The 19085-nt window shown below is 53.5% G+C and carries 11 protein-coding genes and 3 pseudogenes; 10 read left to right on the forward strand and 4 right to left on the reverse strand.

Annotated features, from left to right (window positions below):
* The 4 genes and pseudogenes from GJA01_RS14015 to GJA01_RS14030 all read left to right on the forward strand — a co-directional run.
* A partial coding sequence (locus GJA01_RS14015) for a c-type cytochrome (RefSeq protein WP_145993803.1) occupies positions 1–785 on the forward strand: 785 nt, incomplete at its 5' end.
* Between the two features lie 22 nt (positions 786–807).
* Complete coding sequence (locus tag GJA01_RS14020) at positions 808–2442, forward strand: GMC family oxidoreductase (protein ID WP_062502822.1); 1635 nt, start codon at positions 808–810, stop codon at positions 2440–2442.
* 104 nt (positions 2443–2546) lie between these two features.
* Positions 2547–2855 (forward strand): annotated as a pseudogene (locus GJA01_RS14025) (GlcG/HbpS family heme-binding protein); the annotation flags it as partial.
* Positions 2856–2963: 108 nt separating this feature from the next.
* On the forward strand, positions 2964–4403 hold the full coding sequence (locus tag GJA01_RS14030) for a carbohydrate porin (RefSeq protein WP_099282458.1): 1440 nt from the start codon (positions 2964–2966) through the stop codon (positions 4401–4403).
* A 20-nt stretch (positions 4404–4423) separates the two neighbouring features.
* Here the strand turns inward: GJA01_RS14030 and GJA01_RS14035 are convergent.
* Both GJA01_RS14035 and GJA01_RS14040 read right to left on the reverse strand, forming a co-directional pair.
* Positions 4424–4842, reverse strand: a pseudogene (locus GJA01_RS14035) (IS5 family transposase); the annotation flags it as partial.
* A pseudogene (locus GJA01_RS14040) lies at positions 4837–5772 on the reverse strand (LysR family transcriptional regulator); the annotation flags it as partial. The pseudogenes GJA01_RS14035 and GJA01_RS14040, both read right to left, overlap by 6 nt.
* A 192-nt stretch (positions 5773–5964) precedes the next feature.
* Here GJA01_RS14040 and GJA01_RS14045 point away from each other — a divergent pair.
* From GJA01_RS14045 to GJA01_RS14055, 3 genes are read left to right on the forward strand one after another with little or no spacing between them, the layout of a single operon-like run.
* Positions 5965–7629 carry an MFS transporter gene (locus GJA01_RS14045; protein WP_062502826.1) on the forward strand — a complete coding sequence of 555 codons (1665 nt, stop codon included), beginning with the start codon at positions 5965–5967 and terminating at the stop codon, positions 7627–7629.
* A gap of 18 nt (positions 7630–7647) precedes the next feature.
* Positions 7648–8724 carry an HlyD family secretion protein gene (locus tag GJA01_RS14050; protein WP_062502828.1) on the forward strand — a complete coding sequence of 359 codons (1077 nt, stop codon included), beginning with the start codon at positions 7648–7650 and terminating at the stop codon, positions 8722–8724.
* An 8-nt stretch (positions 8725–8732) separates the two neighbouring features.
* On the forward strand, positions 8733–10238 hold the full coding sequence (locus GJA01_RS14055) for an efflux transporter outer membrane subunit (RefSeq protein WP_172794449.1): 1506 nt from the start codon (positions 8733–8735) through the stop codon (positions 10236–10238).
* Between the two features lie 140 nt (positions 10239–10378).
* Here GJA01_RS14055 and GJA01_RS14060 read toward each other — a convergent pair whose 3' ends face one another.
* Positions 10379–12811, reverse strand: coding sequence for a membrane-bound PQQ-dependent dehydrogenase, glucose/quinate/shikimate family (locus GJA01_RS14060; protein ID WP_216634295.1), 2433 nt, complete (start codon positions 12809–12811; stop codon positions 10379–10381).
* Positions 12812–13000: 189 nt separating this feature from the next.
* Complete coding sequence (locus GJA01_RS14065; protein WP_062502830.1) at positions 13001–14692, reverse strand: alpha-keto acid decarboxylase family protein; 1692 nt, start codon at positions 14690–14692, stop codon at positions 13001–13003.
* Positions 14693–14793: 101 nt separating this feature from the next.
* Between GJA01_RS14065 and GJA01_RS14070 the strand changes: the two genes are divergently transcribed.
* The 3 genes from GJA01_RS14070 (at position 14794) to GJA01_RS14080 (ending at position 19073) form a co-directional block, all read left to right on the forward strand.
* Positions 14794–15723, forward strand: coding sequence for a LysR family transcriptional regulator (locus GJA01_RS14070; RefSeq protein ID WP_062502832.1), 930 nt, complete (start codon positions 14794–14796; stop codon positions 15721–15723).
* 488 nt (positions 15724–16211) lie between these two features.
* Positions 16212–17360, forward strand: a complete 1149-nt coding sequence (gene lldD / locus GJA01_RS14075) for an FMN-dependent L-lactate dehydrogenase LldD (protein WP_062502833.1) — start codon at positions 16212–16214, stop codon at positions 17358–17360.
* A gap of 351 nt (positions 17361–17711) precedes the next feature.
* The gene (locus GJA01_RS14080; protein WP_253783160.1) at positions 17712–19073 is read left to right on the forward strand and encodes a carbohydrate porin; all 1362 of its coding nucleotides are present in this window, start codon (positions 17712–17714) and stop codon (positions 19071–19073) included.
* Positions 19074–19085: the final 12 nt, after the last annotated feature.

The following is a 19085-nucleotide window of genomic DNA, read 5'->3' on the forward strand; positions in this document are numbered from 1 at the left end:
GATCATGGCGTGCGCCAAATATTACCAATGACCCTCAAAGCGGTATTGGCAGTTGGTCGGATCAGGATCTCTTCCAATATCTGAAGACTGGAAAAACCGCACATGCTCGTGCAGCAGGACCAATGGCAGAAGCAATCGAGCATAGCCTACAATATCTTCCGGATGCCGATATTTCTGCCATAGTTACATATCTGCGTTCGGTTCCAGCAAAGGCAGAAAGCGGTCAAACAGTCGCTAATTTTGAGCATGCCGGCCGCCCATCCAGTTACAGTGTTGCTGACGCTAACTCCCGTCGCAGCAATAGTACTCTGACAAAAACAACCGATGGTGCTGCGCTCTACGAGGCTGTGTGCGCCAGTTGCCACCAATCTGACGGTAAAGGGTCCAAAGACGGTTATTATCCGTCCCTCGTAGGAAATACGACGACCGGACAGCTCAATCCAAATGATCTGATCGCCAGTATTCTTTACGGTGTGGACCGCACAACGGATAACCACGAAATCCTGATGCCGGCTTTTGGTCCAGACTCTCTCGTACAGCCCCTGACAGATGAGCAGATCGCCACAATCGCGGACTACGTTTTAAGTCACTTTGGCAATGCCCAGGCCACGGTCTCGGCAGATGCGGTCAAACAGGTGCGGGCGGGCGGAAAACAGGTTCCTCTCGCTAAGCTCGCCAGCCCGGGCGCGATGCTGCTTCTCGGAACTGGTGGCATCTTGGGAGCCATTCTGGTGGTAGGCGGCCTCTGGTGGCTGATCAGCCGTCGCAAAAAGCGTTCCGCTTAAATAAGATTCAAGGGTCAAAATCATGTCTAATGAAACGCTTTCGGCTGATGTCGTCATCATTGGAGCAGGAATCTGCGGCTCCCTGCTCGCCCACAAACTCGTCCGCAACGGACTTTCTGTGCTGCTCCTGGATGCAGGTCCCCGCCGGGACCGCTCCCAGATCGTAGAAAACTGGCGGAACATGCCGCCTGACAACAAGTCCCAGTACGATTATGCAACACCTTACCCCAGCGTACCTTGGGCCCCGCATACCAACTACTTCCCAGACAATAACTACCTGATTGTCAAAGGCCCGGACCGGACGGCTTACAAACAGGGAATCATCAAAGGCGTCGGGGGTACAACCTGGCATTGGGCGGCTTCAAGCTGGCGGTACCTGCCCAACGACTTCAAGCTGCATTCCACATATGGCGTGGGCCGCGATTACGCCATGAGCTACGACGAACTTGAGCCTTACTATTACGAGGCCGAGTGCGAAATGGGCGTGATGGGACCAAACGGCGAAGAGATTACACCGTCTGCGCCTCGCAAAAATCCATGGCCGATGACCTCCATGCCTTACGGATATGGAGACCGGACTTTCACGGAGATCGTCAGCAAGCTCGGTTTCTCAAACACTCCTGTTCCGCAGGCACGGAACAGCCGTCCTTATGATGGCCGACCACAATGCTGTGGCAACAACAACTGCATGCCAATCTGCCCGATTGGCGCGATGTACAACGGCGTATACGCGGCAATAAAAGCGGAAAAGCTGGGCGCAAAAATTATCCCCAATGCTGTCGTCTACGCGATGGAAACGGATGCAAAAAACCGGATCACAGCGATTAGCTTCTATGATCCCGACAAGCAGTCCCATCGCGTCGTTGCAAAAACATTCGTGATCGCCGCAAACGGGATCGAAACACCGAAACTGCTGCTTCTGGCGGCAAATGATCGAAACCCTCATGGGATTGCCAACTCATCAGACCTTGTTGGCCGGAACATGATGGACCATCCGGGCATCGGCATGAGCTTCCAGTCTGCGGAACCCATCTGGGCTGGTGGAGGCTCAGTCCAGATGAGTTCCATCACCAACTTCCGTGATGGCGACTTCCGCTCGGAGTATGCTGCCACGCAGATCGGCTACAACAATACGGCCCAGAACTCTCGCGCCGGCATGAAAGCCCTGTCCATGGGGTTGGTTGGCAAGAAGCTGGATGAAGAAATCCGCCGTCGTACGGCGCATGGTGTGGACATTTATGCCAACCATGAAGTCCTCCCGGACCCCAACAACCGTCTTGTTCTCTCCAAAGACCATAAGGATGCGCTCGGTATTCCACATCCTGAAGTCACCTACGATGTTGGAGAGTATGTTCGGAAGTCAGCTGCCATCTCAAGACAGCGACTGATGGATATCGCCAAAGCCATGGGCGCTACGGAAATCGAGATGACTCCGTACTTTACGCCCAACAACCACATCACCGGCGGCACTATCATGGGCCATGATCCACGGGATTCAGTGGTCGATAAATGGCTCCGGACTCATGATCATTCCAATCTGTTCCTTGCAACAGGCGCCACCATGGCAGCGTCCGGTACGGTCAATTCAACGTTAACAATGGCCGCACTGTCATTACGCGCGGCAGATGCCATTCTCAATGACCTGAAACAGGGGTAAGTCTTTTGAACACAGTGTTTCAACGCCACGCTATTGGCGCTTTTCTAAGTATTTTCATCGCATCAGCAAGTCTGACTGGTCTCGCATCAGCAAAGGATTTGACCGTGAATCTGGAAACATCCAATACTCTCATTGACCAAGCCAAGAAACTGGCAACTGCCAGTCATAACCGCGTCGCCATCGCTATTGTCGATGCAGGCGGAAATCTTGTCTCTTTTCAAAAAATGGATGGCACCCAACTTGGGAGCATTGAGCTGGCGATCCGTAAGGCCAAGACTGCCCTTTCCTTCGCCCGCCCGACTGCTGACATGGAACATGCCCTCAATAGTGGAAATTACATGATCAGCACGCTCCCCAATGCCCTGCCCGCGGGTGGAGGATACCCGATCATGGTGAACAATGAACTTGTGGGGGCTCTTGGCCTCAGCGGTGGCGAAGGCGAAACTGACGCTCATCTGGCTCAGTCCGCAGTCACTGCAGACCTCAAAGGCAAAGACCACGGAATGAAAACCCGACGTCACATGCACAGGAAAAAACTGGCTGTTTTTTTTCTGTGTGCGGTTTTCGGGAGTGTTGGCTCCAGCCGTCATGCGTTCGCACAGAGCGAAACGTCTCAAAACCTCTCTACGCCTGACTCTTACAAGTCCCGCGCTTTCGCGATGGAAGGCGTCGGCACATTCGCAGTGGGGCCGTTGGTCCCATCTCTGTACGGAAACCCTCATCTTTTCGGAGACTGGGGAGGCGCGCAGACATGGCTGACCAAACACGGCATGTATCTGAACGTCGCCCTTAACGAAGAATATATGGCCAATGTTACAGGTGGCCGGACACGGGATAATGTTCTTGCAGGTCAGGTCGCAGCAGAGCTGGACGTAGACTGGCAACAGCTTGCGGGGATCAAGGGTCTTTGGACTCATCTTCTCGTGATTAACGGTCATGGGCGAAGCTTCAGCCATACGCTTGGGGATTCAGTCACCAACCCGGAACAGATCTATGGCGCCCGCGGCAATGTCGTGGCTCATCTTGTTTCCATGTATGCAGATAAGTCCTTCCTGAATGACCGTATCATCCTGTCATTGGGTGACATTCCAACGGGCAGTTTTTTTGCTTTCGATTATGTTGCCTGCTCTTTTATGAACGTCTCGGTTTGCAGTAACTTCGCGCCCGGAAAATATGTTCCAGGCGGTCGAGACTGGCCCTCAGGAAATCTCGGCGGTGTACTGCGTCTCCGACCGACCGAAGAAACTTACATTATGGGCGGTGTTTTCGCGGTTTCTCCGCATAGTTACAATGGCGGGATATCCGGCTGGGCTTTGGCACAGAGTGGTCTGGGAAAAGTCTCTTCACAGATTGAAATTGGCTGGATGCCATCTTTTGGCAAAAACAAGCTCCGAGGAAATTACAAGATTGGTGCCTGGTACGACAACTCCCGTTATCCCAACCTCTATGAGGACATCAACGGAAATTCGTTTCAGGCTACAGGGCTGGAACGCCGCTATGAAGCTGGAATGACATCTGCCTGGTTCATGTTCGACCAGATGCTGGTTCGCAACGGACCTGGCATCACGGACGGTCTCATTCTGCTTGGAGGTGTGGGATATGCGCAAGGCAATCTCGTCGCCATGCGAGACCATGAATGGATCGGCGCGGTCGAGAGTGGAACGCCCTGGCACCGCAGTGGCGATCAGGCAGGTATCATGTTTCAACACATGGACATGAGCCGCACCGTTTCCCTCCAGCAGGAATCCTCTCTGGCTCTTGGGCTTCCTTTTCTGGCTAATCAGTGGGGCCCTGTCTATGGGGTACAGAATTGGGAAAATGTCTACGAGGCATTTTACAGCACCCATATCATGCGCGGTACAACCTTACAGGCCGACTTTCAGTATCTTCAACGCCCGGGAGCCACAACGACATTCAAAGATGCTGCGGTTATTGGTGGGCAGTTAACATCAAACTTCTAAACTATCGTTAGGCTCAGGATTCATAACCAGAATATAATGGTTGCGGCGAGGCAGATGGCTGAGAAGGAGACGCTCGGGCATTTGTCGTAGTGGGTTGTGACCCGCCGCCAGTCCTTGAACCTTCCGAATATAATTTCGATACGGTTGCGGCGTTTATATTTTCTCTTATCGTATTTGACCGGTTTTCCGCGAGATTTCCGTCCTGGAATGCAGGGTTTTATCCCTTTCTCTTCCAGGGCGTCCCTGAACCAGTCGGCGTCATAACCTCGGTCCGCCAGCATCCATTGTGCGGCAGGAAGACTGTCCAGCAGAGCAGCGGCACCGGTATAATCGGCTGATCTGTCCCGCAGTCATGAAAAAGCTCAGCGGTCGTCCGTTCTGATCGGTGAACGCATTACAGCTTCGTGTTCATGTCGCCCTTTGTCCGTTCGATCAGTCGATCTTGTTCTTCACGAATAGCGAAATAAACCGTATTTCTAAACCAGCGATGAAGAGGATCAGCATCTACACGAGGATGCCAAGCCTGAAACGCGCGAACAGCAGGCAGATCAAAGGGGAAGGAAAAGGTCTTCAAACCCAATGAAGCCAGTGGCAGCCGATCAGTAACAATTTCCGGCAAAGGAAGTATAACATCCGTCTCCTTCATGGATTCAATAAGAGAGTAATACGTTGGAACTACTAAAGCAATTCTACGAGATAACCCGTATCTCTCCTTTAAAACGGTATCAATAGGACCATTCTGCTTTCCTTTTCGTGATACGCTAACATGATCATACTTTACCAATTCCTTGGGCGTAATTTCTCTATCGAATATTGGATGGTTTTTTCTAACCAGAGCATTGAAATTCGTTTCAAAAAGAGTTTTCCGCATAATTTCAGGGCGCAGATCATCCGTAGCCCCAATATAAAGATCTATCCTGTTTCCCCTTAGAGATTCACTGGCCGTTTCCTCGGACTCAGGCGAAAAAACAATTCGGCAGTCCGGGCAGTCCTGACGGAGCGCCAGAAGAATAACCCGCCCAAACGCACCAACAACAAGATCATTAGCACGAATAGTAAACAGAGGTGCCATACCTTGCAGGTTGAGAGTTGCCCCTTCACTTAACAGATCGTCCGCTTCACGCACCAACACCTGAACTCTGTCGCGGATACGGTTCGCAAAGGCTGTCGCAACCATCCTGCGACCTGACATAACGAGGATTGGATCGCCGAAAACAGCTCTGAGTTTGGCCAAGTGCCGGCTCATGGCAGGCTCGCTGACTTTAAGCCGTCGCGCAGCAAGAGAAACGCTCTGTTCCTCCACCAGAACCTGAAGATAACGCAAAAGATCCAGATCATAGCGACGTCCGAGCGACTGCTTTTCCGACATGGCACTTTCCTTCCTTCAGGTAACAGCAAACATTCCCGTGACCATAAACAGGAACGATGAAGTCCAACATACAGAAATGAAAGACTTCTCATCTATCCTTCCAAAAAGTGAAATCCTAACCTGTTCGAAGTGAGGGTTTTCTCCTCACAGAGTTACCCCGATAGATGCGCTCAGACACCAAGAGAGCAGCTGATGGCATCACCTTCACAAACCGCAGCGCCACCCGCGCAACCGTCCTACATGCCCCCCTTCGGGATACGCACTCTGATCGGGTGTCTTGGTATGTTGCTGGCTGTGCATGTCGCAGGGTTCAACGAACACATCACCGAAATCGGCCTGTCGGACATCCGCGGCGCCATGCATATCGGCCGTGATGAAGGCACGTGGTTCATCTCGACCTACGAAGCCTTCAACATTGCCGCCATGGCCTTCACGCCATGGTTCTACATGACGTTCTCAATCTACCGCTTTTCGATCTTCATGACGGCAGTTCTGGCTCTTCTGTCCATTCCCCTGCCCTTCATGCCGGACATGGTGTCCCTGTGTTTTCTGCGTGCGGCACAGGGTCTCAGTGCGGGATGTCTGCCACCCGTCCTCATGACCGTGATGCTTAAATATCTGCCACCGCCCATCAAGGTGTTTGGTGTGGGTGGGTACGCCATGAGTGCGACATTTGGCCCCAATCTTGGTGGACCGCTGGAAGCTCTGTGGTTTGAGCACTTCGGCTGGCACTGGCTGTACTGGGAAGTCATTCCCCTGAGCGCCATTGCCATCGCCATGATGGCTTACGGCCTTCCCAGAGACCCGGTGCATCTCGAACGGTTCATGAAGTTCAACTGGCGTGGCTTCTTCATCGGCGTGCCATCCATTCTGTGCGTGGTCACAGTCCTTTATCAGGGCGATCGACTGGACTGGTTCCGTTCTCCAATCATTTCCCATCTGACATTCTGGGGCGGTGCGCTGTTTGTGGGTTTCCTGTTCCACGAATGGCACCATCACAGTCCGTTCTTCCGCCTTCAGTACTGGAAGAACCGCAACATCGCGATGTCCATGCTTACCCTTGTGGGCGTTCTGGTCATCTGCGGTCTGATGATGGAAATTCCGTCCACGTATCTGGCGGAAGTGCGCGGATACCGCCCGTCCCAGACAGCTCCTATCGCCCTGATGGTGGCTCTGCCACAACTCATCATGCTTCCGCTGACAGCGGCCCTTTGCAACATGCGGTCGGTGGACTGCCGTTATCTGCTGGGCATCGGCCTGAGCTGCCTCGGGCTGGCGGCATTCCTCGGAACCTGGCTTACGCCGGACTGGGTGCGGGATAATTTCTATCTTCTACAGGGCCTCCAGATCGTAGGGCAGCCCATGGTAGTCATTCCCGTTCTCATGCTGGCAACCATGTCCCTTGGCCCGGCGGACGGTCCGTTCATTTCCGGCATGGTGAACATGCTCAAAGGAATGGCCAATGCGGTGGCTGCGGCCCTGTTCGCAGTCCTGCTTAGGCGGCGCGAGCAGTATCATTCCAACATGCTCCTGGACCGCTCCGGCAATAACGCGACGTCCCTGTCCAGCATGGGAAATCCGATTGAGAGCGCGATCCAGAATACGTCCCCGGATACGGCGCATGTTTCCCGCAACGCATTGGAAATCTTTCATGACTACCTGCACGAACAGTCTGTCGTGTTGGCTCTGGCCGATATCTATCTGGTAGTTGCCGTGCTGTGTGCAGGTTACGTCGTTCTGAATTTCATTCTTCCGAAACGCGTCTATCCACCCGGCAAAGGCCCGGCTCCCCAGCCTGCTTCGGCCCCTGTCTCTACTCCCGTTCCGGCGGCTCCAATCTCCGCCCCCGCACATTAAGATCCGGATCTCTCAGACATGATTTATGGAAAGCCTCTTCTTCTCGCCGGCTGTGCCGTCGTAGTTCTGACCGGACTGGCCTGGAGTGCCGATCATTTCTTCGTGGGTGACGGCGTTCATCAAAAAACCAATGACGCCTATGTCACGGCTGACTTCACAACCGTTGCCCCCAAAGTCTCCGGCCGGATCGACCGCGTTCTGGCAGAAGACAACGAAACCGTTCACGCTGGCGAAGAACTCGCCCATATCGAAGACGACGACTATCGCGCAGCCCTTGCCGCCTCCAAAGGTGACGTGGCAGCCGCAGAAGGCGATGTGAACAACCTTCAGGCCATGCTGGCCCGTCAGGACAGCCTGATTGCCGCAGCATCCGATACCGTCAAGGCTGACGAGGCCAGTCTGGCCTTCGCGCAGCAGAACGCCACCCGCTACCATAATCTTTCCGCTGGAGGCGCCAGCACGCTTGAGCAACAGCAGGGCGCTGACGCCCATCTCCGGGAAGCCATGGCAGCCCTCGCCCGTGACAAAGCTGGCGTTGACAGCGCCCGGCAGCAGATCCCGGTTCTTCAGGCTCAAATCCAGCGGGCGCAGGGTGCTCTGCTTAAAGCACAAAGCGCCGAACATCAGGCCGAACTGAACCTGTCTTACTGCACCATCCCTGCACCCGTTGACGGCATTGTCGGTGAGCGCGGTGTTCGTATTGGCGCGTATGTTCACCCGGGCTCAGGTCTGCTGGCTGTCGTGCCTGTTCAGAAAGCGTATGTGCTGGCCAATTTTCAGGAAACCCAGCTCACCAAGATGCAGACAGGCCAGCGGGCCACCATCTGGGTTGATACCTTCCCCGGCCATCCGCTCCATGCCCATGTGGACAGTCTGGCCCCAGCGACTGGCGTCGCCTTCGCTGCGATCCAGCCGGATAATGCGACAGGCAACTTCACAAAGGTGGTCCAGCGTGTGCCGGTTAAGCTGACATTCGATGCCGGGCAGCCTCTGGCGGCCAAGGTTCGCGTCGGTATGTCCGTTGAAGCGGAAGTGGATACGACCTCACAGCCGGAAGGACCACATGCCCGCGACAACCGTTACGCTTGGCAGTGAGACAGTCCATGCGCTTTTTCCTATCACCGCGAATAGCCACTCTTTTGTCCGTCACAGCACTGAGCGCCTGCACAGTCGGACCGGACTATCATAAGCCGACTGACAACTCGCCCGCGCACTATCATGAGAGTGTCGCCCCAGAGACAGATCATCCAACTGAAGCCGCACTCGATCCACAATGGTGGCACCTCTATAACGACCCTGTTCTGACACAGCTTGAAGCAGAGGTTGTCCGCAGCAATCTGGATCTGCGGACGGCCGCCCTGAACCTTGCTGAAAGCCAGGCGGAGCGCCGCATTGCCAGTGCGGCACAGATGCCCCGGCTGGATGGGGCTGCGTCCTATGCGCGCGAGCGCGCCAGCACCAACGGTATCCTCGGCCTTCTGGGAACGACTGAACAGGCCAGTCCCGGGGATGTCGCCAGCGGAGCGCAGGGCTTCGGACCTGCGGCAGCTGATGGCGCCAAGGGCAATCCCGCCTTTAATCTCCCACAATATGGGCTGAGCGCGTCTTGGGAAGTCGATTTCTGGGGGCATGTTCGCCGGCAGGTTGAAGCCGCTACGGCAGCCATGCATGCCACGGAAGACATGCAGCGCAATGTGCTTGTTTCCCTGATGGCGGAAACAGCCCAGAATTATATCGCGCTTAGAAATATTCAGGCCCAGATCGCCATCACGCAGCAGAGCATCGAGATCGCACGTCATAGCGTGGATCTGACAAATCTCCGCTTTACTCAAGGAACAGCGACCAAACTCGACGTCGCTTATTCCCGCGGGCAGATGCACAGCTTTGAGGCGCGCCTTCCTGTCCTGAAAAGTCAGGAAGTGCATCTCATCAATGCCCTCAGTTTCCTTGTCGCCCGTGAACCCGGCGCTTTGGCCAACACCCTCGGTAAACCCGGCGCCATTCCGCCTGTACCCACAATCATCCCGACCGGCCTGCCCTCACAACTGGCAGACCGCCGACCGGATATCCGTGCTGCACAGGAGCGCCTGCACGCCGCGACAGCCAGCATCGGCGTCGCCATTGCAGATTTTTACCCGCGTATCACCCTCTCTGGCAGCCTCGATATTCAGGCTCTCCAGTTTAGTGGACTTGGGTCCTGGGCCTCTCGTCAGTATGGCTTTGGTCCGACCATGACATTGCCGCTCTTTGAAGGGGGGCGCCTTACAGGCCAGCTTCATCTTCGTAAAGCCCAGCAGAAAGAAGCGGCGATCGCGCTTCAGAAAACAATTCTGCATGCCTGGGAAGAAATCGACGACGCCATGACCGATCTGAGCACCGCTCAGGAGCGTCAGAAGCGGCTGGAGGAAAGTGTCACGGAGAACGAGACAGCCGTTCATATTGCTCAACTACAATATAGTCAGGGCGCTGGAGACTTCCTGAATGTCCTGACAGCACAAAGTGCTCTTCTATCAACCCGGAGTGCACTCTCTGAAGCCCGCGCAAACGTCGCTCAATCCGTAGCGCATTTATATCGAGCTCTTGGAGGAGGATGGGAGAAAGTGCTTTAAACCATGATCCTCTAAGTAATCCCAAAGAACAGGATGGAAGACAGGCGATCTTTGCTTCTATCTTCCATCCTGTTCATAACGATCAAGACCGTTTATCGAAATTAACCCAAGGAATCATACCTTGGGTCAATATAAAATAGTTATTCCCCTTCTCCATCAGGCAGCGTGTAAGCAATAATTTCATCGCTTACATCTGGCGAGTGGCTCATGCCTCCTGCCGAAATCACGACATATTCCTTGCCATTCTTCGGAGAACGAAACACCAGAGGTGCTGCCGGAGCTCCGGCTGGCAGCCGTGCCTTCCACAGCTCTTTACCCGTCAATGAATTCAACGCTCTTAAATAATAATCCTGCGTCCCCGCGAAAAACAGAACACCTGATGCCGTAGCTGTTGGGCCTCCCAGCGTCGGCAGCCCCATTGGTACAGACATATGAGTCTTCAACCCCATAGGGCCGGTGTCTTTCACCGTTCCAAGAGGAACCTGCCACAACAGCTTCTTCGTATGCAGATCAATGGCGTTCATCGTTCCAAATGGCGGCGTATTACACGGTACAGCCAATGGCGACTGAAGAATATCAATACGAACACCACGATAAGGGCCTGCCACTTGCGGGCGCAAAGTGCCCATGAAGCCTGGAACCTCATCCATCGAAATTGTGTAATGAGAAGCGTTCTTTTCGTTCACAAGCATCATGCGCAGCGGTACGCGCATGTCATTCACGAACATCAAGCCCCGGGCTTCATCAATAGCGATACCGCCCCAGTTCATCCCACCAAGCAGACTTGGATATTCAATATAGGGCTTCTCGCCAGGTGGCGTAAATGGACCTTCATAAACAGAGTTACGAAACATAATCCGGCAGTAGAGCTGGTCGAACGTGCTCACGCCCCACATTGAATTTTCCGTAAGCGGCTTATTGCCGATACCCGGCATCCCAACAGAAAATGGCTGTGTCTTGGCCAGATGCTCACCTTCCGCCGCACCTTGGAGTGGAACACTTTTCTCGACCACATCTGTCACCGGCTTCCCGGTCCGACGATCAACGACAAAGATATTGCCCGTCTTTGTGGTCTGGATCAGAGCAGGAACTCTCTCACCCTTGGCGTTACTCACATCATAAAGAACCGGCTGGGACGGAATATCATAGTCCCAGACATCATGATGAACCGTCTGGAATACCCATTTTGTCTGCCCAGTCGTAGCATCAACCGCCACGATCGCCGCCCCGAACTTCTCTTTCACTGCATCGCGATCACCACCCCAATAATCCGGCGGGCCACCACCCGTCGGCAGATAGACCAGGTTCAGATCACGGTCATATGTCGGAATAGTCCAGACATTTGGTGTTTCCAGAGTATAGGTCTTGGAAGGGTCTGTGGCATTGGCGTTATCCGGATCACCAACATCCCATGTCCAGGTTTGTGTTCCTGTCCGCACATCAAATGCCCGCACGGCTCCCGAAGGTTCGCCATGCACGATATCGCGCACCCAGCCACCAATCACCGTCGTATGTCCCATGATGACTGGAATACCAGTAGGATGATACCGCTTGCCGTTTTCGACCGGCCCCATGCGGGACTTCAGATCGACCACGCCATTGTTTCCAAACTTCGGGCACAGCTTTCCCGTATGTGCATCAAGAGCGATCAGACGGGCATCGACCGTGTTTACAATGACGCTCTGACGGCAAGGCGCCTCCAGATCGACAGATTTTTCCTCGGCTGTCAGCGTCAGATCTTTGTCGGTATCGTAATATCCTACCCCACGACAGCTTACGTGCTCTGCGGAATGTGCCTGTGGGTCAAACGTCCACAGAGCATGCCCCGTATCGCCCTCAATCGCAGCAACCTTATTTTCCGGGGTGCAGGAATAAAGAACATTCCCAATCTGCTGCGGCGTATTTTCATCAACGCCCGTACCAGTCCCAGTCACGCGGCGCCCTGTGTGATAAACCCAGGCAACTTTTAGATTGCGAACATTCTCAGGCGTAATGGCCGTATACGGCACATAACGTGTTCCATGTGCATTTCGACCGAAATACGCCCAGTCATCCGGAACATCATCACTGGCCACGACATCTTTAGCGCGGGTCGCAACATCGCTCTCATTGTGGATGGCACCATGCGGTGTAAAGGCTTCAAACACCGTAACGAGAAGAGCAAGTACAAGACCCGCACCACCGATAACGCTGCCCTTGCGAGCCCCGGAACCAACATTTGCAAGTGTCGCCGTTCCCCATAGTCCCAGAACACAGAGGACCGCTGGAACGGTCAGACGAGGCAGCAGCGCCCAGTAACCGATTTCCGGCGTATCAGCCAACGCCCAAAGCAAAGTGGCGAGAAAAACCGCAACCGTCGCAGGCAAAGCCAAACGCTGCCGCAGAAACATAAGAATACCAATGGCCACATACGCCAAGCCTGCGGCGCAATAATAAAGAGATCCGCCCAAAAGAATAAGACGGAACCCTCCAGCCAAAAGCGCAATGCCAACACAGAAGATAATTGTCGCAAACAGAATACGACATGCGGAGCGTATATCGGCGCCGACTTTTCCTGCAATATTATTCTTCACACCAAAAAACTCCGCATGAGCGACCTTCTATCCACCACAATATTTTCTATTCTTTGTACCGCAGAACTTCATACGGATACTCTGGAACCGTGGTTAGTGCCTTATGCCGACAGACCAGACCGAGCGCCAGTGACATAAAAAAACCAGGGCCTGCAAAGGCTCTGGTTTTTCCGTCTCAGATTTTTACTTTTAGCTACGCTGTGGCTTCCGGGAGTTGGCAGCAGCCACGCGCTTACCCCATGCGACAAGCGCATCTGTGCAATCCGTGCGATCAAGCTTACACTCGATCAGAGTTGGGCCACGAGTGTTCTTTCTCGCCTTTTCAATAGCCTCCGCCAGTTCTGCACCCGTCGTAGCCTTCAGGCCCAGACCCGACTTGCCACTTGCTTCACCTGGAACGCCACCATTGAAGACATTAACAAGTGCGGCGTAGTCCCAGTTCTGGATATAGTTATATGGCCCGTCGTGAATCTTGATTTCAATCACATAACCATAGTTGTTGATCAGGAAAATAATGACCGGCAGTTCATACCGAACCATCTGTGCAACTTCCTGAGCCGTAAGCTGGAACGAGCCATCACCGACCATCAGAACGTGCTGACGCTCCGGCGAGCCTGCCGCGTTCCCGAAAACAGACGGGACGGACCAGCCGATATGCCCCCACTGCATCTCGGATTCAACGCGCGCGCCTTCCGGCAGATGCATACGGGTCGCATTGAACCAGGAATCGCCCGTCTCGGCGAAAAGAGTCGTGTTACCATCCACCAAGGCGTTGATCTGACGCGTCATCTCGTCATTCGTCAGTGGAGCAGACGGTTCAGCCTTTGGCAGAACGACAGGCTCATAGCGTCCGGTCAAGGATGCAGGCTTATGAGGAGCCTGTGCCGTGAGAGCCTTCACGAATTCCTTTAGACGGAAGCCTTCAAACGTCTTGCCATTGACCGTTACGCGGTCCGGGTTAACCTCAAGGACGTTCTCACCACGGATCAGATCATTCCAACCCACGGAAGAATAGTCGTTCCAGACAGGTGCGAGCGTAATGACGCCATCTGCACTTTTGACGACCGCTTCTGCACCGGGGCTGCTGACTTCACCCCAGTAAACGCCACGGAAACCCGGGTGCGTCTCAGGGAAGAAGCTTTTAGCCGCACTCATGACTGTAACGGCACAACCCAGCTTGTCCGCCAGAGCTACGGTTTCCTCAAGAGCTTCAGCCGCACGAAGCTTGCTTCCAACAAGGATAACAACCTTCTCACGCTGCTTGAGGAATTCTTCCGCTTCCTTAAGAGCGGCTTTCAGACTGGCATCGTCCGGAGCCGGATAGGACAGCAGGGAGTCTACCGGGCCAGGGCGAGCACAGGGAGCCGCAGCCACGTTGCAGGAAATTTCCAGATAGGCTGGCTTCTTTTCACGAAGAGCCGTGCGGATGACATGGTCAATCTTGGCTGGTGCTGATTCAGCATCCGTGATGCTCTCAGCCGCGCAGGTGACATGCTTTACCATTTCAAGCTGGTAATTATAGTCCGTCGTGCCGATCGTATGATGCAGCACGCGCCCCGAACCATAGTCATTCGTATTGGGCGCGCCCGAAATCACGATAACAGGCAGGTTCTCGGCATAAGATCCACCAAGACCGTTCATGGCTGAAATAGCACCGACGCTGAACGTCACGATAGCTGCAGCAGCCCCTTTGGCACGCGCATATCCTTCAGCAGAAAAGCTGCAGTTCAGCTCATTACAGCTGTAGATCTGGCGCATGCCGCCGTGCTCTAGAAGCTGATCCAGCAGGACGAGGTTGTAATCTCCCGCTACGGCAAAATGGTCTTTCAAACCGATCTGCGTCAGCCGTTCAGCAAGATAATGTCCAACAGTAAAGCTCATCACGATATCCTCTGAGGAATGTCTGACACGACTCTCGGCAGGATGCGGAATAAAGTCCAATATATAGTTGAATGCATTTCCATATATGATACATATGGATCATGGACCTGCGCCACTTACGCTATTTCGTCTCCATTGCGGATCACGGGAGTTTTACCCGTGCAGCCGAAGCTCTGCATATCGAACAGCCTCCACTCAGTCAGCAGATCAAAGCGTTGGAAGCAGAACTGGGGCTTTCCCTCTTTCATCGTTCCCGGCGGGGAGCCACCTTGACGGAAGGGGGCATACACCTCCTGGCAAAGGCGCGTCATATTCTGGAGATGGAACGCGAGTTCTATTTACTGGCAGGTGGGCTGGCACGAGGCGAACAAGGACGACTGCGCCTTGGTATGGCGGGAGCAGTCGCCCTCCTCCCCCTCATTCCGCGCGCTATCCGATTGTTTCGAGAACGCTGGCCAGATATCGTCATCACTTTAGACGAAAGTAATACCCCTGCACTCTGCGAAGCTTTGCATGAACACCGGCTGGACATCGCCATCGTCCGCCCGCCAGCGCCGGATCCGCGTATCACTCTTCACCCGCTGTTTGATGAACCCACGGTTCTGGCCATTCCCAAAGGCCACCCCCTCTCGCAGCAGGACCGTATACCGCTTTCTGCCGTGGCCAATGAACCTTTCCTGATTTTCAAACGCGAACTTGGCCCCGGTTTTTATGACGCGATTATCGCAGCATGCCAGAAAGCGGGCTTTACACCCCGACTGGGTCAGTCCACTCCACAGATTGCGGCAACAGTTCCCATGGTGGCAGCCGGGATGGGTGTTTCGATTGTTCCCGCCTATCTGAGTCAAATCCACGCTGAGGGCGCGACATTCCATCCTATCGACGGCCCTATGCCCCGCGCCTCTATCGCCCTGGCCTCCAGCCAGCCTGAACTCTCAGGGCCGAGCGCACGGTTTCACCATCTTCTCAGCGAACTCGCTGGACGAATGCCAACCGCATCACTCCCATCTACACCTGTTTCAGCGCCTTAAACGATCATCACGTGATTTCTCGAACAGAGAATTTTTCCACACATCCTGCTGAAGCGTAATTAACGAGGCAGGACCAACGCCTTCAAGTGCGGCGTCGTGAGAAAATTAAATCCTGTAAAATCCTAAATGGAGAAGTATTAACCAATTAGTTACCAGATGATTAAGTAAAAAGAAATTGGATAGTCCCAATTTCCCAAAATAAAAAACACCCCTTTGACTAAAAATCAAACAACACAGAAAGTAATCACGTCTCTTTGATAGAGATCCATCAAGAAGCACACGCACCCTCTAAACCCTTAAAACATATAGGTATTTTATAAAAAATAATTTTTATATATCGAAAACATATGGATAACGCCAGTTTCAGCGAATGGATGTCCAACCATTTCTCTTCCAGACAATGCGCTAGACGGACCGCAAGAAAGACGGCCCGACGGAAACATAAGCAAAGCGCAAGCGGGATCAGATCACCGCCAAGGAGAGTTGCAATGATTATTTCTGCAGCGACGGATTATCGAAAAGCAGCAGTTCGAAAACTTCCTCCATTTTTATTCCATTACATTGATGGTGGATCGTATTCTGAACATACATTAAAAAGAAACACTGCAGACCTCGCGGATCTTGCTTTGAGACAGCGTATTTTGCGCAATGTATCCGACCTGGATACTTCTACTGAATTATTTGGTCGCAAACTGGCTTTTCCAGCCGCCCTTGCCCCAGTTGGGCTGACAGGAATGTATGCCCGTCGAGGCGAAGTACAGGCCGCACGCGCCGCAAGCCGCAAAGGCATTCCTTTTACCCTCTCTACCGTCTCGGTTTGCCCAATCGCAGAAGTACAGGCTGCAGTTCGGGAACCAATCTGGTTTCAGCTTTATGTGCTGAAAGACCGCGGTTTCATGCGAGACGCGCTGGAGCGTGCAAAAGCCGCTGGCGTAACCACTCTTGTTTTTACGGTCGATATGCCCACACCCGGCGCACGTTATCGCGATGCCCATTCGGGCATGTCCGGCCCGATGGCCAAATGGCGCCGCTATGCTCAGGCTGTAACACATCCGCAATGGGCCTGGGACGTTGGTTTGCGTGGGCGCCCGCATGACCTGGGTAATATTTCAACATATCGCGGTACGCCTACAGCCCTTGAAGATTATATCGGTTGGCTCGCAGGTAATTTCGATCCCTCAATAAGCTGGAAAGACCTGCAATGGATCCGGGATTTCTGGGAAGGCCCAATGATCATTAAGGGTATTCTGGACCCTGAAGATGCAAAAGACGCCGTCAAATTTGGTGCGAATGGGATCGTCGTTTCCAATCATGGTGGACGGCAACTTGACGGTGTCCTGTCTACCATTCGAGCCCTTCCCGCAATTGCGGATGCTGTTAAAGGGGATCTGAAAATTCTGGCTGATTCAGGGATCCGCAGCGGGCTGGATATAGCGCGAATGGTCGCTTGCGGAGCAGATGCCGTTCTTCTTGGGCGCGCCTTTGTTTATGCACTCGCAGCAGCCGGAGAACGCGGAGTTTCGAACGTGCTGGACATCATTGAAAAAGAACTCCGCGTTGCAATGACGCTAACTGGAGCACGCTCTATCTCGGAAATTACATCCAATAGCGTCGAAAAACTTGCACGAGATCAATAAATTCAAAAAATACCAAGTGAAAATACAGCATGTTGTGGCTCACAATAAGAACACAACATGCAAAAAAAACCTTCCCCTTATATACAATCTATGCCGATCCGGAATATTGGATTTATGTGCGATACTTTCTTTCAATGGTCTGCGTCGTCTTTATCGCACGTCAGGAATAAAAAAATATCTGGGAGCACAAAGCTGGCAGGTATCATATTACTTGTCGCGCTTTCAACGATCCACTCTGCTAGAAGCGCTCCCAACGCGCCCTCTACACAACTGCAATCAGATAAAAATTTTTCGAAACCCCAGTCCCAACTGGACACAAAAACAACACATGCCACATCTACTCACCCCAGACTGAGAGAACATCTCTCAGACCCCAATCAGCTCGAAAGCCTTTTCAATACTGAAAGCCTGTCTGCGCTCCTCAATCACAGAGACGATGCATTGAGGGAACGCGACCTGTCTGCGGGCTATTTCGTGCCTGCCCAAGCCTTCGGCAATCTGGTTCCACAACTATCCCCTGCAAGAGCATGGCTTGGCAAACACGGCTACACATTCCAGTTCGCCTATAAAGGAGAAGCGCTTGCCAACGTAAGCGGAGGCCTGAGCCGAGGCATGTCTTATGCCCATGAACTCACACTGATCAACAACCTCGATCTTGGAAAGCTGCTTGGCCTGAATGGCTGGATTTTGCATGGCGTTCTGATGGAACGGGCAGGCCGACAGATCAGCTTCGATCACGTCGGAGAGCGACGTATTCTACTCTCCGAAGTTTACAGCCTTTCCGGGCACATGGCTGCTCATCTGGCAGATTTCTATGTCGAAAAATCCTTCCGACGCAACAGCATCAATATCAATCTTGGTCGCCTCACCCTCACCCATACCTATGGCACGTCCCTGCTCTTGTGCACCTTCATGATTCAATGTTCTGCCCCGGTGGGGATCAAGAGCGCTCAGGGATGGAGCGTCTATCCCAAGGCAACATGGGGCGGCACAGTTCGACTGCGCCCAACACGTGATCTGACGTTAAGAACCGGCGTTTATGCGTCCTCCGTACTCACATCCAATCCATCAGGATGGGCATGGGGCAGCGAGAAGCAAACCGGCGTCATGCTCCCGATCGAACTGACGTGGGAGCCCTTCTTCGGCCCCCGGAAACTGCCAGGCCATTACAAACTGGGCTTTGGTCACGACACCAGCGGCTTCGCGGACCTGATTGGAAATGTTCCCTCTTCCATGGCCCTTCGCTATGCCGTGCGGAGGCCTCAAGCACGCGATACGTTCTATATTGAGGCCGATCAAATGATTTACCGCAGTCATGGTCTGCATCAGATGGCAGGAGGCTATCTGATGGCAGGATATATTCACAATACCCCGCAAGTCTCTGTCTTCTCAGACCAGTTTTACGTCGGCACCTCGCTTCTTGGCGTCATTCCGTTTCGTCCGCTCGACCGCTTTGGGGTGATGTACTCCTATTACCAGATCAGTAAGCGCCTCACGCTCGGACAAAATCTTCTCCAGCAGGCCGGATTACCCTTTCCGGCAGGCGTGAATGGTCCACAGACCCATACAGCAACGCTGGAAGCCTATTATGGCATTCCAATAATGCCAGGCCTGCTGTTCCAGCCCTCTTTCGAATACCAGATGCGACCAGGGGAAACCTCCGTCATCCCGAACGCAACGATCATCGGCCTCAAACTTATCGGCAACCTTTAAACCCTCACATCC

Origin of the sequence: Gluconobacter japonicus, assembly GCF_002723975.1 — a bacterium.
Classification (GTDB): domain Bacteria; phylum Pseudomonadota; class Alphaproteobacteria; order Acetobacterales; family Acetobacteraceae; genus Gluconobacter; species Gluconobacter japonicus.

Excerpts from the sequence above, each read along its gene's own strand:
- GJA01_RS14070 (WP_062502832.1), top strand. The coding sequence starts at position 14,794 with ATGGACCTGCGCCACTTACGCTATTTCGTCTCCATTGCGGATCACGGG.
- GJA01_RS14020 (WP_062502822.1), top strand. The coding sequence starts at position 808 with ATGTCTAATGAAACGCTTTCGGCTGATGTCGTCATCATTGGAGCAGGA.
- GJA01_RS14055 (WP_172794449.1), top strand. The coding sequence starts at position 8,733 with ATGCGCTTTTTCCTATCACCGCGAATAGCCACTCTTTTGTCCGTCACA.
- GJA01_RS14050 (WP_062502828.1), top strand. The coding sequence starts at position 7,648 with ATGATTTATGGAAAGCCTCTTCTTCTCGCCGGCTGTGCCGTCGTAGTT.
- GJA01_RS14065 (WP_062502830.1), bottom strand. The coding sequence starts at position 14,692 with ATGAGCTTTACTGTTGGACATTATCTTGCTGAACGGCTGACGCAGATC.
- GJA01_RS14030 (WP_099282458.1), top strand. The coding sequence starts at position 2,964 with ATGCACAGGAAAAAACTGGCTGTTTTTTTTCTGTGTGCGGTTTTCGGG.
- lldD (WP_062502833.1), top strand. The coding sequence starts at position 16,212 with ATGATTATTTCTGCAGCGACGGATTATCGAAAAGCAGCAGTTCGAAAA.
- GJA01_RS14045 (WP_062502826.1), top strand. The coding sequence starts at position 5,965 with ATGGCATCACCTTCACAAACCGCAGCGCCACCCGCGCAACCGTCCTAC.